At 43.9% G+C, this 18,061-nt stretch carries 9 protein-coding genes and 1 tRNA gene; 7 read left to right on the top strand and 3 right to left on the bottom strand.

All coding sequences use genetic code 11. The annotated features are described in order from the left end of the window. The first annotated feature begins 106 nt into the window (after nt 1-106). The 6 genes from LLF92_11345 (at nt 107) to LLF92_11320 (ending at nt 7,931) form a co-directional block, all read left to right on the top strand. Complete coding sequence (locus LLF92_11345; protein ID MCE5341700.1) at nt 107-1,723, top strand: HAMP domain-containing histidine kinase; 1,617 nt, start codon at nt 107-109, stop codon at nt 1,721-1,723. Between the two features lie 244 nt (nt 1,724-1,967). After that, complete coding sequence (locus tag LLF92_11340) at nt 1,968-3,026, top strand: hypothetical protein (GenBank protein ID MCE5341699.1); 1,059 nt, start codon at nt 1,968-1,970, stop codon at nt 3,024-3,026. 4 nt (nt 3,027-3,030) lie between these two features. Then, entirely contained in the window at nt 3,031-3,537 is a 507-nt protein-coding gene (locus LLF92_11335) for a hypothetical protein (protein ID MCE5341698.1), read from the top strand. 734 nt (nt 3,538-4,271) lie between these two features. After that, nucleotides 4,272-6,599: a primosomal protein N' gene (gene priA / locus LLF92_11330; protein MCE5341697.1), complete on the top strand. Its 2,328-nt coding sequence runs from the start codon at nt 4,272-4,274 to the stop codon at nt 6,597-6,599. A 67-nt stretch (nt 6,600-6,666) separates the two neighbouring features. Then, nucleotides 6,667-6,741: transfer RNA gene (locus LLF92_11325), tRNA-Pro, on the top strand. A gap of 68 nt (nt 6,742-6,809) precedes the next feature. Then, nucleotides 6,810-7,931, top strand: coding sequence for a DegT/DnrJ/EryC1/StrS family aminotransferase (locus LLF92_11320; protein ID MCE5341696.1), 1,122 nt, complete (start codon nt 6,810-6,812; stop codon nt 7,929-7,931). Between the two features lie 85 nt (nt 7,932-8,016). On the opposite strand, the gene LLF92_11315 is transcribed toward LLF92_11320, so the two are convergent. Next, nucleotides 8,017-9,540: a DUF11 domain-containing protein gene (locus LLF92_11315; protein MCE5341695.1), complete on the bottom strand. Its 1,524-nt coding sequence runs from the start codon at nt 9,538-9,540 to the stop codon at nt 8,017-8,019. A gap of 322 nt (nt 9,541-9,862) precedes the next feature. Between LLF92_11315 and LLF92_11310 the strand changes: the two genes are divergently transcribed. Further along, a complete protein-coding gene (locus LLF92_11310) occupies nt 9,863-12,832 on the top strand; it encodes a hypothetical protein (protein MCE5341694.1) in 2,970 nt (989 codons plus the stop codon). Between the two features lie 54 nt (nt 12,833-12,886). Here LLF92_11310 and lon read toward each other — a convergent pair whose 3' ends face one another. Both lon and LLF92_11300 read right to left on the bottom strand, forming a co-directional pair. Further along, nucleotides 12,887-15,289 (bottom strand): endopeptidase La, encoded by a 2,403-nt coding sequence (gene lon / locus LLF92_11305; protein ID MCE5341693.1) that lies wholly within the window; start codon nt 15,287-15,289, stop codon nt 12,887-12,889. A 64-nt stretch (nt 15,290-15,353) separates the two neighbouring features. Further along, nucleotides 15,354-18,059 carry an NTP transferase domain-containing protein gene (locus tag LLF92_11300; GenBank protein MCE5341692.1) on the bottom strand — a complete coding sequence of 902 codons (2,706 nt, stop codon included), beginning with the start codon at nt 18,057-18,059 and terminating at the stop codon, nt 15,354-15,356. Nucleotides 18,060-18,061: the final 2 nt, after the last annotated feature.

Genomic DNA, 18,061 nt, shown 5'->3' with positions numbered 1-18,061 from the left:
AATTGAATATTTAAGAATGAAGATTGAAGATTTACGGAAACGTTTGCGGGCGAAGGTATTGTAATTTAAAATTTTTCAATCTTCATTATTCAATCTTAAATTAACTATGGGTCGTACCGGAAAATTTTTTGGAACTGTTCTTGATTATCTGCGGTTGCGGCCGGTGTCTTTGGCCGGCAAATGCAGATTGCTTTTCGGCACGGCGATTATTCTGGTACTTGTGCTTGCGCTGCTGATTCCATATTCGTGGATGAACAAGCTGACGGAGAAATCCGTGATAGACGCCGGCAGAGCGGTTGTTAACACTGTTTTCGAACGTCATTTCAAACTCGAAACTCCCGAAAAAAAAGTTCTAATGCTCGACGAAGGCGGCTCGCTTAAACAGAACCAAACCAGCAGGGTACACTGGCTGCGGCTTGATGCCGAGGGCAAATGGAAAAATCAGGCCGATGCGAATTTTGCCAACGCCGATTTATCAAAAAAAATTGGACGACTGGTTAAGCATAAGCAGCCGGATGATGAACAAACCTGGATTTCTGACGTCAATAATAATGTCGAAACGACATATATAAACATTGTCCGTGCCCATAAACCCTGTCTTGCCTGTCACAGTCCCGAAGGTACCGCGCCGACCTTTACGCTTGACGAACCGATTGGCGCGATAGTCGTGCAGATGCCCGGCCGTGAAATCAGCAAAACCGTTCTGATGAACAGAATGTGTATTCTTGCCGCGGTGCTGCTTGCAGGTTCCGGCGCGATCGTCGCGTTTTATATTATCGCCCAGCGTATAATCTTGAGCCCGATTCGGCAGTTGCGGGCTATTGTCAAAAATGTTTCCGAAGGCAATCTCGAAGTCCGCTGCGGCATAAAAACCAATGACGAATTTGAACGTCTTGGCGATGCTCTCAATGCGATGCTTGATAATCTCGTGCAGGGACAGGAAAAACTGCGCCAGGCAAACAAGCAGCTCGATGAGAAGATTACAGAGCTTTCAGAACGCAATATCGAATTGTTCAAGGCCAATAAACTCAAAGGCGAATTTCTCGCCAATATGTCGCACGAGTTTCGCACGCCGTTGAATGCGATTCTCGGCTTTGCTGAAATCCTGCGTGAAAAACCCGCCGAAGATACCGTAAAGAGCAAACGTTACGCTGAAAATATCGTCAACAGCGGCAAAAATCTTATGACGATGATTAATGATTTGCTCGAGATGGCGAAAATGGAATCCGGCAAAATCGAACTGCATCTCGACAAAACCAGCATACCGGAATTGTGCCGCGGTTTGGTTGCGTTTTTCTCGCCGCTTACCGAAAAGCAAAAACTAAAAGTCAAACTTACGATTGACGAACAAATACCGTGGATTAAAACCGATGGCGGCAAAGTCCAGCAGATTTTATATAACCTGTTGAGTAACGCTGTGAAGTTCACACCCGAAGATGGCAGAATTGAAATAACAGCTTCTATGCCGGATCACATGACAGTCAGAGTTGCGATAACCGATACAGGCCCCGGCATTGCTGAAAAGGATAGGGAGAAGATATTTGAAAAATTCCGTCAAGGTGATGGTTCAATCACACGAACCCAGCAGGGCACTGGCTTAGGCCTTGCGATAAGTACGGAACTTGCGAAACTGCTTTCCGGCAAAATCGGACTCGAAAGCACCGAAGGACAAGGCGCTACTTTCTGGCTCGATTTACCCGTCGTTAGTGTGGACGAAACGTAAACGATGTTTAGTGTTTAGCGGTCGCCGGTACGGCGACCAGTGATTGGTAGGGTGGGCTTTAGCCCACGCGGTAGTTTGATATAGTATATCAAATTCGGGATTTTTTTTTGAGGAACATAAAAGTGAAATCGTTAAAGCGTGGCAAAAACACTTCAAGGCTTGAAGTTACTAATATATCGCAGCACGACTTCTGGATTTTGTTGTCCGGCATTCGTTTAGCACCTAAGATTGAGGTGCATAGCCAATGAGTTATCGCGATTATCTTACTCATCTTTTTGGAGGAGTTGACAAGGACATTGAAGAAATATTTTTCAATTTATCATTATATGAGCTTGGCAAATTATTTGCGAAATATGAACGGAAATATGGGCAAGGGCCAGCGCAGTATGCAATAAAAACATACTGGAGTTGGAAGGAAGGACGCGTTACGTTAAGTGGCCAGACGGCTGAGCGACTGATTGAACTCCTTCCTTATTACCTCTCCAAAGAACAAAGATTTGAACTTATAAAAAAATTAAGAAAACGTTATCTAAAAAAAAACACCTTGTACATAGATGCTACACCGGAATCTTGGCGTGAGAAAGTATTGCCGGCGATTGATAAAATTATTAAAGATGCTGGAAGTGTTAAATATCCTGATAATTTAATTAAAAGGGCTACTTGGCTTAGTTGTGGTGATATGGAAGCTGTCCACAGGCTTTTAGAGGCTGTAGAAAAGGAAGAAGCAGTCCAGAGAACAGCTTATCTTGAAGCTGAATTTAACAGGATTGAAAGCTTTATCGCTAATGTAAGAGGAACAGAAAGAGTTTCTCACCATATTTCATTACCACAAGGTGATATTTATGTTAAAATTGTAGAAGAAAAACCAACATTGTTTCAATTTATATGGAGAGCTATTATGACAGATAATAATGGTAATAATGAAATGGTTCGAAGAGAAGATTTGCAAAAAGCATTTGCTATTCAACAGGCTAAAGGCAGTTTCTTAAATCTTACTTTCGATGAATTGACGGAAAGTCAAAAAAATGAACTGCGGAAAAAAATTGCAGAAGAAAAGTTGGGATTGGATGTTGCACAAGCTCAAGCGGATCAACGATTTTATGATAGTACAAGAGATATGGCCGCGACTGTTCAGACAGTCCGTGGACTTGAGCAATCTAGTAAGTCTGATTATGAAGTTCGTTCCACTTTTAATACAGCAAGTGGAAATACCAACATCACAGTAAAGAAGAATACCAATACAGTAATAATTGTTATAGCCATAGTGATTGGAATTATTATTTTTGTATTACTAAGAAAGTGATGTCATGAGTATTGTTGTTAAACAGAAGCATTCATTAAACTATGGAATCAAAGTTGCATTTGTTATTGTGGTGATTTTTGCATTGGTTGGTTTGTTTACAAGAATAACAAAAAAACAACCTATGGCCGTGGCAAAACCACCTCAATCGCTTGTTCAGCTTTTGGCACAAAACTCAGAATTATTAATTCCTACGATAAAATTACAGATTCCCGTTGAAGCCCATGAAAAGGAATGGACTAATGCTCTTGCGGAATTAATAAATGGGAAAACTGAAGTGAAATTAGATTTAGGCCGTGCAGATATACTTACAGACCGCTATGCAATTGAAGTTGATTTTTTGCCAAAATGGAAAGAAGGTTTAGGGCAGACGATTTGTTATGCAAATGCAACAAACTTAATTCCTGTCTTGGCCATTATCGCTCCCAATCCTATAGATAAAGATAAGTTAAAGCAAATTGAAGAAATATCTACTAAAGAAGGCGTGAAACTCTTAATACTTACATCCGAATAATGATTATGGCCAATCATTCATATTAATTTTAGATTTTACATTTTGGTTTTACGTTTTAAGAGATTTTAGTTTTGAGTTTAATTAAAAATTCCCACGCAGCGTTCCACATTCGAAGTTCAACGTTAAGCGTTCGATGTTGGATGTTAAACTTAGTGCCTTGGCTGAAGCGGAGCGGAAGTCCCCGAATCTTCAGGGTTTTGTTGCTTTAAAACAAAACCAAAGGGGATGTCTTGGTGGCTACAAAAGAATCAGCGTCATCAGAGTAATCTGCGATTAAAAAAATGCTTGAAAAACAGACAAAAATATGGTACAATACGCCATACAATGAGGGGTGAAAATTTGTGTCTATTTGCTCTTTTGCATCTTACTTGCGTCTGATTTTATAGTCGCCGAATGTCCTGATTTTTTTATGTAATTTCACTTAATTTCACTACCATTTTTTGTGTTTTTACTTCATTTTACTTTCATTCAGTTACATTTATTTGCTGAAAATTGTTATTTTTGCCCAAAACTGACCTAAAAAATTAATCAGTCAAGGTGTTTTAAGAGGTTTTTGGGTGTTTTGAAACGGTTTTGATGTGTTTTTTAGGCTTTTTGAAGCGTTTTCTATGAAAATCTGCGCAGGTTTTCGCACATCTGCGCAATTTTGTGCAAACCTGCGCACGCGAATTCCTGCGCGGATTTACGGATTAGTAGCTGGATAACAAATATTTTTGCTGATATAATTCCCACCTATGTCCAGACACTTTGAGAATAGTTTATTTGATACATCGGAAGAAAAAGTTCCGTGCAGTAATATTGTAACTGTCGCCGTTGACGCCGGTGTGGATGATGTTTTTAGTTATCTTCTGCCGGATAAATTCCTGCCCGTAGTGCCCGGCCAAAGGCTGGAAGTTCCGTTCGGCAAATCCAATAAATCCTGTAAAGTGTTTTGCATTGATATAAAAGATGCGAAGACTGCCAACGTTCCGTACAAATTAAAAATCGTAAAAAAAGTTTTAGATGAATCTCCGCTGCTCGATGAAAGACTTTTAAAAATCGGCAAATGGATTAGCGAATATTATATTTCGCCATTGGGCGAAGTATTGAGCGCAATGCTTCCGGCTGCGGTAAAACACGACACCGGCAAAAAGAGCGTTAAGTCAGCATATCTGACGGAAAATTCTGATTTGGCATTAATCAAAGGAAAGAAACAAAAACAGTTAATCGAGATTTTGCAGCAGGCCGGCGCAAATAATGAGGATAGTGCGATACAGGTTGATAAATTGCTTTCGCAGGCCGATGTAACAATGGCGCCTGTGAAAAAATTGTTGCAGGCAGGCATTGTGAAATTTACAAGTGAAACGGTATATTCAGATTTGCCGATTGTGCCCAAGGGAATGATTTTAAAAACCGCGAATGTGGTTTTGAACGACGACCAGAAAAACGCATTGTCGGCGATTGAAAAACAAATCGAATCGCAGAAATTTTCCGTTGCGCTTCTGCACGGTGTTACCGACAGCGGCAAAACGGAAGTTTATATCCGTGCGATAGAAAAAGTTCTTGAAAGGGGCAAAAGCGCAATCGTTTTGCTTCCGGAAATTGCGCTGACCGCACAAACTATTCAGCGTTTTAGCACGCGGTTTGCCCATTTGGCTGTATTACATTCACAGTTGACTGCTTCGCAGCGAAATGCGCAGTGGCAGAAAATTCGCAATACATCGCCGATAGTTGTTATCGGCGCGCGCAGCGCGATTTTCGCACCTGTGCGGCAGTTGGGAATTATTGTTGTCGATGAGGAGCACGAGCCGAGTTATAAGCAGGATACATCGCCCAGATACAACGGCAGGGATGTCGCGATAAAAATGGCGCAAATTACTGATGCGGTTTGCGTTTTGGGAAGCGCGACGCCTTCGCTTGAAACGCTGGGAAATTGCTCGGCGAAAAGTCATTTTATGAAACTTTCGCTGCCGAAGCGTGTAATGGATTTGCCAAAGCCGAAGATGAAAGTCGTCGATATGTCGCAATGCGGATTCGACAAGGGCGGCGTGAATATTTTAAGTCCTGAACTGGAGGCCGCGATAAAACAAACTCTGCAAAAAAAAGAGCAGGTGATTCTTATGCTCAATCGCAGGGGTTACAGTAATTTTATTTTTTGCCCATCGTGCCGATATTCGCTTAAATGCCGGAATTGCGATGTTACGCTGACGTTCCACAAATCTGAAAAGCATCAGCATTCGCCGAATTTGAAGAGCAGAGTTGCCGGCGGTTTTGCGGTCTGTCATTATTGTCTGTCGCAAACGCTGGTTCCGAAAAACTGTCCTGTTTGCGGCGGGAATGTAACAATGCTTGGCCTGGGCACGCAAAGACTTGAGGATGAATTGAAACTAAAAATTCCAACGGCGAAAGTTGTAAGAGTTGATAGTGATTCGATGCAGAAGGACAATTACTATCAGTTGCTTGGAGATTTCGACGCCGGCAAAATTGATATTCTTGCCGGCACGCAGATTTTGGCAAAGGGTTTACACTTTCCGAATGTTACGTTGGTTGGAATAATTGGCGCGGATACTTCGCTGCAATTGCCGGACTTTCGCGCAAATGAGCGCACGTATCAGTTGATATGTCAGGTTTCCGGCAGGGCCGGCAGAAGCAGCAAAGGCGGCACGGTTTATATTCAGACATTTATGCCGAATCAGCCGGCGATTAAATACGCGATTAATGATGACTTCGAAGGGTTTGTAAAAGAAGAATTGAAAATTCGACACGCATGTATGCTGCCGCCTTACGGCAGACTGGCGATTGTCAGGATACGTGATATTAAATTTGACAGACTTGAAAACGCCTCGAAAAAAATAGCAGAGCAGATTATCGCAATAATTTCCGCTCGCAAATTCGATATTAAAATGAGCGGGCCGATGCCGGCGGCGATTTCGCGAATTCAGCGGTTTCATCGTATGCAGATTATCCTTCAAACAGTCAAACCGGCGCAATTGGGCGAACTTTTGAGTCGATTCCGCGGCCTGAAGCCTGCGGCCTCTGCCGTACAGGTGCAGGTTGATGTTGATCCCGTAAACCTATTGTAAAAAAGGTGTTACAAAAAGTATTGTATTTTAATTTAGTTGTGATATAATTCTGAACTCGCATTTTTTGCGGGGAGTAGCTCAGCTTGGCTAGAGCGCTGCGTTCGGGACGCAGAGGTCGCAAGTTCAAATCTTGTCTCCCCGACTGCTTTTAAACAGGTAAGCTAAATTAGGTTTACCTGTTGCAAATTATTATTTCTGGGACAAACTTATATGAATATTAGAGTTCCTCTTTCTCGGCCGGACATCAACGACAATGATATCAAAGCGGTTGTAGATGTTCTTAAAACACCCAATCTTTCACTCGGTCCCAAAATTCCTGAATTTGAGAATAAACTTGCCAAATACATAGGCAGAAAACATGGAATTGCTGTAAATTCAGGCACCAGCGGGCTTTTCCTCTGCCTTAAAGCATTAGGAATAGGCGCAGACGATGAGGTAATCACAACACCGTTTACGTTTATTGCTACTACAAACTCAATTATGATGGTCGATGCCAAGCCGGTGTTTGTGGATATTGACCCGACGACTCTTAATATTGACTACAAAAAAATCGAAGCCAAAATCACAAAAAAAACAAAGGCGATTATGCCGGTTGTAGTGTTTGGAAATCCTGCCGGTATGGACAAAGTTTGGGAAATCGGCAAGAAACATAATTTGCCGGTGATTGAAGACAGTTGCGAAGGCTTGGGCGCTGAAATCAAAGGCACAAAAGTCGGTAACTACAGCACAATGAGCAATTTCGCGTTTTATCCGAATAAACAGATGACCACCGGCGAAGGCGGTATGATCCTGACCGATGACGAGAATTTGGCGGATATTTGCCGGTCTTTGCGGAATCAGGGACGCGGCAAAGGCGGCGGCTGGCTTGCACACGACAGGCTTGGCTATAATTTCAGAATGAGCGATATTAACGCGGCACTCGGTTCAAGTCAGCTTGACAGGGTTGAAGAGTTTGTCGCTAAACGCCAAAAGGTTGCCTCAACATATCAGGAGCTTTTGCGCGATGAAACCAGAGTTATCGTTCCGCAGGCACCGGCCGATTGCAGAATGAGTTGGTTTGTATTTGTTCTTCGTCTGAAAGAACCTTACGCGGCGAAAAGAAACGAAATTTTAAATGCGATGATCGCTGAAGGTATTCAGGTAAGCAACTACTTCCCGCCAGTTACGCTTCAGCCGTTTATCGTTGAAAAGTTCGGCTATAAAGACGGCGATTTTCCAATTACCGATGGAATCTGCAAACGCACTATCGCGATTCCGTTCCATAACAATCTGTCAAAAGATGACGCGGCATTAGTTATCAAGACATTGAAAAAATGTTTGGACAATGCTTAGTACAATTTTTTGTGCAATATAAAAAAATAAAAAACCCCGGTTTGAGCCGGGGTTCTTTTTTTGTTATCAATTTTCCTGTTAAATTTTACTGATAGAAGTGCGTTGATTCAGTCTCCATAACAGGACTTGTAAGTTGTTCGCCGGTCATTTCGGCCTTAAACCTTACGTCGGCTTCACTTGCTGCTCTTACGGTAACTTCCCAGATAGCCTGTGTTTTTGGAGCCAGGTACGAAAGCGTTTCAAAAGTTACTACGCCGTCAGCAAACTGACTCTTTGTTGCGCCGGAACTTGAAACATAATTCATCGCAGTATCAAGCGATGCCTTGATTGCGATATTTGTTACAGGTATCTGTCCCTGATTTGTCGCAACTATTCTGTAAGTTACAGTGTTGCCGACTTTTACAGGGTCTGTGATGTCGCTGACTTCAAGCAGTACGCCGGGGGTGCCCTTTATAGTCGTTCTTGCTGTTGCTGAAACCATTTCGGCACATTCTGCTGATGCCCTGAATGTATTTTCGACATCGCCGATGGCGGCTGCAAGAGCTGTTACTGAAGTTGTTACAGACTGGCCGGGGGCTAATCTGTCAACTTTCCATAACACTCTGCCGCAATTTGAGTTGGCACCCTGCGAGGCTTTGACGAAAGTTAGTCCCTGCGGGATGATATCTTCGATTACTGTATTGACAGCAGGCCAATCGCCTGTGTTTGTAACTGTTATCGTGTATGGGATTTCCATATTGAAATATTCTGTTTGCGGAGCGGAAGCTGTAATCGTCAGCGAAGGCTTTTTGACGACTGTTGTAACGTCGCCGGACTCGGCAGTAATTTCGCCATCTGCAAGGGCAACTGCATTATTCACATAAACGCCTGTTCTATTTGCTTTCAAAGTAATAGAAACTGTTCTTGAAGTACCGGCCGGCAATTCGCCAATCGGCATATCAACTGTCGAGCTTCCATTTGTTGTTGTAAGTCCTGCCGGAAGTGTATCGTACAGTTTGACATTTTTGGCTGTTCCGCTGCCGATGTTCTCAATTTTGAAGATGTAAAGAACAGGAGCACACATTGAAATTTCAGCAGGTGCGCTCTTTTTAATAACAAGTTTCGGCTCAAGAGCAAACGAACGCAGCTTTGCGGGCGCTTTGAAAGTAACATCGACAAAATCAAGAACTTCGCCGGCTTTCAATGCCATCGCAATACCAACGATTTCTCGTGACTCGCCCGGTGCAAGCTGTGGGATGAACCATTCATTTCTGCCCTGTAAGTTTGTCGGTGCCGGATTTGACCTTATGTATTGGAAATTGTTTGCCAATACATCGGAAAGAACTATATCTGTTACCAGTTCGTCTGTTACATTGGTAACTGTTACAGCGTACTCAAACTCTGTTTTGGTCTGGACTTGCGCGGGTATTCTCGTATCAAGCCTAATTACCGGACAGGCTTCGCAATAGAACATTTTTGAATGCGAGTCTGTTTGCGGAGCAGCAGGCGGGGGCGGTAAAACGGGCGTTGTTGAAGCACACTGCGGCTGTGAGATTTGTGTGGATTCCTCGCAGCCTGAAAGTACCAATAAACAAAGACACAACAATAATGGCAGTTTTTTAGCGCTCATAACTGTTTTCCAATTCAAGGGGTTATATTGATTTTTTTAATTCACCGGTTACTGTAATTACCGTACATAATACGAATACGTCCGGTAATACATCCACTTTACAGGCGGAATTATAACATGGGAAGATAGATAAGAAAAGTATTTTTTGTAAAATAGCTAATTTATCGTACAACAAATCTTACTTTTTTTTCTTGCGTATTAATGTGGAGAATTATATAATTATTGGAACTTTTTTATGTGATTATGTTGAAATAGGGAATATGTGGTGTTTTGTGCCCCTGTTTTTATATTTTATAGCAGTGCAGCTTTTAAGGAGTCGGACGTGAAGAAAAGAAGAGCAGTTCTTTTATCTATTGTATTTTGCATCATTTGCGCATCGTTTGTCAGAGCCGAAGACGAGCTCTTTCCAATGCAGGTCGGAAAGAAGTATATCTACACTCAATCCAATCCTATGGGCAGCAGTTGGACAGCTCAACTTTTGATTAACAGACAAGCCACCCTTAACGGCCACACGTATTTCAATTTGAAAGGTTATAATTTTAACAATGAACCCGAAAGCGACTATGGTTTGCTTCGAAGTACTATAGACGAAATCTATGATGGCAATGAAAGACTCGAATACAAAAAAGCGCCTGTTGGAACAAAGTGGAGTGTTTATCAACCCGAAGATATATATTATTATAAGTTTATAGAAGTTGTTGGTATCGAGTCTGTGACTGTGCCTTTCGGAACATTCAGTGGTGCCTACAAATTTAAGAAGTATATGCAAGTCGATGTCAATGACGCAAATCAGGGGCAGTCGCCATACTGGTATGAATGGGTGGTTCCGGGCGTTGGTCTGGTCAAGCAGGAAGATTACTGGGTTGATGATGCGCCTGTGATTCAGGAATTGACAGGGATTACCACGACTTTCTCCGGCGGTACAGGTACGGTCAGAGATCCATATTTAATCGCAACAGTGGCGGATATGAACACATTCGGTGCGCAATCTGACAAATGGAATAAATACTTTCAACTGGCCAATGATATTAATATGGCGGGCTATACCGGCACACAATTCAAAATCGTCGGAACTTCGTCTGTGCCGTTTATAGGCGTATTTGACGGCAACGGCCACACAATTAAAAATCTGAATTACACAAATGCCGCACCGACAAACTATGCAGGGCTGTTTGGTTATACATCCGGCGCGACAATTAAAAATGTAGTAATCGAAAATGTTAATATTGACGCCAACAGTATGTATGTCGGCGGTCTGGTTGGGTATCAGTATTATGGTACTATCACTAATTGTCATATCACAGGTGCGGTAAGCTCTACTGGCGCTGCGACTTCTTATGTCGGCGGTCTGGTCGGATGGCAGTCTTACGGCACGATTACAAACTGTTACAGCACAGCAGAGATTATATGCTCATCTGTCAATGCTTACGCGGGCGGTTTGATTGGATACCAATCTCACGGCGATGTAACCGACAGTTACAGCAGCGGAACTGTAACGGCATATTCTTCGATATATTCCGCTTTTGCCGGCGGTCTTATTGGTTATCAATTTTCCGGCAGCGCAGCAGAATGTTTCAGCAATGGAAATGTTGCATCATCGTCATCATCGTCAAGCGCCTTCGCAGGCGGTCTTGCGGGTTATCAATCCTATGGTGCTTTGATAAACTGCTACTGTACAGGCAATGTTTCCTGTGGAACATTATCATCGTCAGCTTACGCTTACGCCGGTGGTCTTGTCGGCAGGCAATATAACTATTCCACAGCGAAGATTCAGAAATGCTACTCAATCGGCACAGTCGCCGCGACAGGCGCACATACTTATAAAGGCGGTTTCCTGGGCTATTACGGCGGAAGCGGAATTATCAGCGAAAGTTTCTGGGATAAAGATACAAGCGTTATGACCGGCGGTCTTGGCTATGGAACTTCGGCGGGTGTTGCGGGTAAAACAACTGTCCTGATGCAAACGCGTTTGACGTTTACAGGTGCAGGTTGGGACTTCAAAGATGAAACAACCAACGGCACGGCCGACATTTGGCAGATGCCGAAAAAAGATTATCCGCGATTCGCGTGGGAAAACATCGGCTCAAACGACCCGAATGCCGACCCTAACGAACAGTTGAACGGCGAATACTGGTTCGGCAATTTTGCCGGTGCACGCGGAACTGTTACAATATACGATAATGACACATGGGAGCAGAACTGGTCAGACATCGATGGTCAGCACAGCTTTACAAAGACGTTCACTATGAGCGAGGCTAACGATGGTTCTTATGATGTTATTTTCCCGGACGGTACATATAACATCGCATGGAGCGGAAATACTATCGTTCATATCGACCCCAACGCGGGTATGGATATAATGATTCGCAAGCCGGATGATATTACAGGCGAAAATATTGCGGGCGAATACACGTTCTTCAATCATCATATATACGGAGATGTTGACGGCGCCAGCGGCGGAAAAATTGTTTACAAAGCAACCAGCTCAACCTCTGGCACAGCGGATTATAATGTCGTAAATGTCAACGGCAGCACCAGCACAGGAACGATGAACTGGCTGCTCGGCACAGATTACAGTATGGCAGTAACCGGCGGCTATTCACCTGCACTTGTGGGCGACGGCGGAGTTATATTCACGCCTTATCGCAAAGCCGGCATAAATGGCTATACTATGGCAGTGAAGAAAACCGCCGAAAAAATCACACCTGCGGACATAGCCGGAATTTATCAGATGCGATGTTTTGCAACTGATATCAATGGAAATTATATGACCGTTGGAAATGGAATCGGTATTTTCAGAAGCGACAGCACTATGGAGTATACTCTTCGATATCCAAACGGCAATAGCGTTACGGGAAGCGTCACGTCCGATGGCAAATATGATTTTATTCCGTCGGCGATTGATACTGACGGGGACGGTATTGCCGACAGTAACGCAGGTAACGTAATATCATTCAAGAAGATACTGTATGGAACAATCAGCCCAAAGAAAGATATGATATTCATGCCAATGTATGAATATGGTGATAATCGTGGAATCGGCCAAGCGGTTGGCGCAATCATTTGGATTAAATGTCCGCAGCAGGATATGCCCGACAGCAGCGATATTAACGATGACGGCATCGTTAATTTTGAAGATTTTACGATATTGGCACGAGAATGGTTCGAGAACTGCGATGCCGAAGATGAATGGTGCAACGGTGCGGACATTGACCATTCCGGCAAGGTTGATGGTTTGGATTTACTGCAGATAGCGAACGACTGGCTGGAGTATGAATATATTAACCAGTAGAAGTTTTATATGGCAGAAGGCTTTATTAGGACAAGGTAAAACTTTTTAGTGCCATTATTTTTGCAGGGCGTATTTGAGAGCGTCGTCCGTCTTTTTGACGAACACAAACTTCATACCCTTTTTTGCTTCTGCTGGAACTTCGACCATATCTTTCTTATTGCGCATCGGCAGTATGACCGTTTTTATGCCGCCTTGTTTTGCGGCGAGGATTTTTTCTTTCAGGCCGCCAATCGGCAGAACAATTCCCTTTAACGTGATTTCGCCGGTCATCGCAACATCTGCTCTGGCGGGCTTATTCGTCAAAAGCGAAACAATCGATGTAAACATCGCGACGCCTGCGCTTGGTCCGTCTTTTGGGACTGCGCCGGCAGGTACGTGGATATGATAATCGTGTTTAGCAAAAACTTTCGGGTCAATGCCGAGTTTTTTCGCGTTTCCTTTGGTTATCGAAAACGCCGCCTGTGCGCTTTCTTTCATCACCTCGCCAATTTGTCCGGTGAGTATCAATTCGCCTTTGCCCGGCATCGAAGCCGATTCGATAAATAATATTTCGCCGCCAAACGGCGTATAAGCCAAACCTGTAGCCACTCCCGGCACAACGGTACGCATCGCGACTTCCGATTCGTGCTTAATCGGGCCGAGGATTTTATGTAAATCTGCTTTTTGAATCGTTCTGGATTTTTTGCCTGCTTTTGCGACTTCGGTTGCGACAGACCTGCAAACCGCGGCGATTGTTCGCTCAAGATTTCTTACGCCTGCCTCGGCGGTATAGCTTCTGATGATTTCCGCCAAAGCGTCATCCGCTATTTTCAGATTATCCTTGTTCAGGCCGTTTTCCTTGAGTTGGCGGGGTATCAAATATTTTTTCGCGATATTTAATTTTTCAGTTTCCGTGTAGCCGGGCAGTTCGAGGATTTCCATTCTGTCCATCAGGGCGGGTGGAATCGGTTCGGTATAGTTTGCGGTGCCGATGAACATAACGCTTGAAAGGTCGAACGGCTGATCGAGATAATGGTCAGTAAATGTGTTGTTCTGCTCCGGATCGAGAACTTCCAGCAGTGCGCTTGCGGGGTCGCCTCTGAAATCGACACCGATTTTGTCTATTTCATCAAGCATAAACACCGGATTTTTGTTTCCGCATTTTCGCAGTTCCTGCAAAATTTTGCCCGGCAGTGCGCCAATGTATGTTCTGCGATGCCCTCTGATGTCCGCTTCGTCTCTGATTCCGCCGAGCGAAACTCTGACGAATTTTCTGTTCATCGCCCGTGCTATGGATTTGCCAAGGCTTGTCTTGCCTACGCCGGGAGGGCCTATAAAGCATAGAATCGGACTTTTGCCGGTCGGATTCAGTTTTCTTACCGCCAGGAATTCGAGTATGCGTTTTTTGATTTTCTCCAGACCGTAATGGTCTTTCTCGAGAATTTTCTGCGCTTTTCTGATATTCAGCAAATCTGTCGTGCTTGTATTCCACGGCAATTCGCAAATCCAGTCGAGATACGTTCTGATAACGCCGTAATCAGGCGACATCGGCGAAAGTTTCGTCAGACGGTCAAATTCACGCATTGCCTCCTGCTCGACCTTTTGCGGCATCTTTGCTTTTTTAATTTTTTCTTTTAGTTCTTTTATCTCTTCTGTTCTTTTGTCGTCCTGACCAAGTTCAGTCTGAATCGCTTTTAACTGCTCCTGCAGGAAATATTCACGCTGACTTTTTTCAACCGACTGTTTGACCTGTCCCTGAATTTTATGACTCAATTCGAGCACTTCAAGCTGGTTGGCCAGCGCAAGCGAAATTTTTTCCAATCTTTTTTGCGCGTCCAGCTCCTCAAGCATCTGCTGTTTTTCCGTGACGGTGAGGTTTAAATTCGACGCGAGAAAATCCGACAGAGCGGCCGGCGTTTCGATATTCTCAAGAAGTATCGATGCCTCTTCCGGCACGTTCGGACTTAAATGTATTACTTTATTCGCGGTGTCGCGGACGCTGACAATCATCGCCTGTACTTTTTTTGTGATTTTTGTTTTGCTCGTCAGCGGCTTGATTCTGACCTTTAAATACGGCTCAACCGCGACAACCTCTTCAATTTTGAATCTTATCAGGCCGTGGACTATGACGTTTACCGTTCCCTGCGGCATCTTGACAACCTTCAGGATCGATGAGGCGGTTCCTATTTCGTACAAGTCGTCTAATGTCGGATTGTCAACTGTCGGGCTTTTTTGTGTAACAAGTCCGATTATTGAATCTGTCGTTTTGGAATCTTCCAGCAGTTTCTGGCTTTTTTGTCTGCCGACTGCCAAAGGTGTAACAGTGCCGGGAAACACAACAGCGTTGCGAATCGGCAAAACACCTATAATTTCCGGTATATCTATTTCTTTTGGTTTTTCCAGAATATCACCTTCTTGTTCGCCATCAAAGGATGGTTCAACGTTCACGATATCAACAAGTCTTAATTTTTCGCTCATATTTTTTTCCGAGAGGAATTTTAACGGTTCAGCGTGAAATTAAAAGACAAAAATACAATCTGTTCTAAAAATCCGCCAGACATGCGCCTTCGGTTGTGATACACGACAGAATCGCGGGTTTGTATCCGGCAGGGCGATAATACTTTTCAATAAGCGTTTTTTTCACCCGTTCGATGCAGTCTTTTTGTACCAGAATCATAATACATCCGCCCAGACCTGCGCCGGCAATTTGCGCACCTGCAACACCTTCAACGCCGCAGGCGATATCGACCATCCGGTCAATTTCTTCGGTGCTGCATCCATATTCTCCACACTGGCGGTACAGTTGAGCGTTCAGAACTTTTTCCGGGTCTTCGCTTGCAAGATTGGCTATTTGTTTATTCAAATAATCGTCAGTGCAGATATTTTTGAGCCTGTAATATTTTCCATCGGCGCCGGCCGCACAAACCCTGTCGCCATTGTGACTGATTTTCATAAGTTCGCCAAAGGCATCGATTTTCCCCTGCTCGAGCAAATCGATGCAGGTTTTACTCCTTGCCATTTCAGCTATGCCAAACAGCAAAACGCCTCTGATGTTATAATCTCCGGGGTCTTTATGCGAGGCGAAATTTGCTTCAATCATCTGACTGTTTTTCGCACCCAGAAGTTTTTTTAAATCATTTCTTGTAAGCTTTTGCGGTATTTTTAGCAGATATTTGTAAATATCGCTCGTTGCGCAGCCGAGATTTTCCGGGTTGAGATCCCGCAAAAATTCCGCTCTGTCGGCAATTTCAGGAAATCTCTGCTTTAACAATGCCAAGCCAAGATTGTATGATGCGACTTTCGCGTTAAAAATATGTTTTGCCCCTTCGCTTTTTGCCGCTTTTATATGGCTGTTGGCGATAAGAAGCTGGTAATCGGCAGGAGCGTCGATAATTTTATCAACACTCATCGGTAAATTACTCACGTGTGCGATTTTTCCCCGCTGTCCATAATGTATCGCTGCGTGATCGCCTGCACCGCCTCGTGAACCGACAAACCATTCTCCTTCGCCGCACAAATCGATAAACTGCCTGCTTGTCAAATCAAAATTATTCAGCGCGATTGCCGCCTGTAAACTGGCGACAACGATTGTCGAACTGCTGGAAAGACCTGCCGCGATAGGGACATTTCCGCAAAACGCCATATTTAATCCAGAGACCTTGACGTCTGTAAACTGGTGCTGGAGCCTCAATAACGCCGCTTTAATATAGTTGCCCCAGTTGCCCGCCGATGAATACAGCATTTGTTTGACCCAGTCGCTGTTTACAAAATTAATCCAGTCGCTCCATGCGAACCTGCCAATGAGTTCGGAAATATTAAATTTTACCGGCTCGAATTTTTTCGGTTCGACATTATAGGCAACCACATTATTATCCTGCCGCAGACCGGCAACTGCTATCGTTTCCTTGTCGATAGCCAGAAAATTTACAAATCCGCCGCGGTGGTCAACATGTCTGCCCATTAGGTTTACTCTGCCAGGCGCTCTTACGATACAGACTCTTTCGTCCCAGCCGAAATTTTTGCCGTAACATTTCAAAACGTCTTTGATATCGCTGATTTTTTCTTTATGTAAATCTTCGTGGCTGCCGTAAATAGTGTTTAACCATTTTTTAATCGGGTGTTTTTTGATTTCTATTTTCTGGAGCCATTCCGTTACGGTGCAGTATTGAGTTTTTTTAAGTTTCGGCGGACTGATTTCAATGCGGTGCGGATGCTTTTTTATATTTGCTCTGCGGATGTAGTCGCTGATACTTAGCAGTTCATTGGGCGAATTAAAACCCTGAATCCAGTTTGCGTTCTGTGCGTGAATTGCGCGAACTCTGAACTGCGGCTCGTCTTCTTTTTTCGAACGTGATAAATGTTTGACAATATCCGTCAGGTAATATTCGCCCTGTGCGTTGTTATTGTCAATCATCGCGGTGCCTTTATAAAACGCATTTGGCTTAAACATATACAAGCTTGGATTTCCAACCTTGCATTTTTGCTGAATCTGCGCAGCGGTATATTTTTCGCCTGCGATTTCAATGTTGAATTTTTTGGCTTCGAGGATTTTCTCAATCCGTGAACTTTCAATCGTTTTGCCGGCGTTAATAAGATTCAATAATTCTCCGACGGCGAGCGTCTGTTTTTTCTCGGAAGGCATATACTTATTTATAATTTGTCGAACTTGCACAGACGGGATTTTTGCCGAGCGTTTAATTTTATCCCGCAAATCGTCACCGATAGCCTGGCAGGCGATGTCCGGTTTTTCAATAATATCCACGACCTGACCGGACTTGTCACAGAAGATTCTGCCGGACGAGTCGTCAGATTTGCCTATAGGTATGCTCAAAAGCGCAAGGTCAGCCTGCTGCCTGACAAACCCGTCCACAAGCAGTTCGATTGCGTCTGATTCGATATATTTATCACCCATTGTAACAAGAATATTTCCGGTATAATTCGTGTTTTCCAGTGCTTCTGCGGCGAGTTTGGCAGCGTGGCCGGTGCCGAGCTGCGGCTGCTGATATATATAGATTGCAGGGGTTTCTTTTGCCGCGGCGGCCATAACGTCTTCGGCGCGGCTGCCGACGACAAGAAGGAATTTTTCAAAACCGAGCTTTTGAAAAGTGTTTATTGTTCTATTGATTGCGGGCTGGCTGTCGATTTCGAAGCATACTTTAGCAAGGTCTGTTCTGCCCATCCTCGTACCCTTGCCGGCAGCCAGAATTATCACCATACTGTTTCTTGATATTGTTCTCTTGTCCGCCATTC

The organism is Planctomycetaceae bacterium (assembly GCA_021371795.1).
In the GTDB taxonomy this organism is placed as follows: domain Bacteria; phylum Planctomycetota; class Phycisphaerae; order Sedimentisphaerales; family UBA12454; genus UBA12454.
This window is presented reverse-complemented; position numbering and strand designations above follow the sequence as displayed.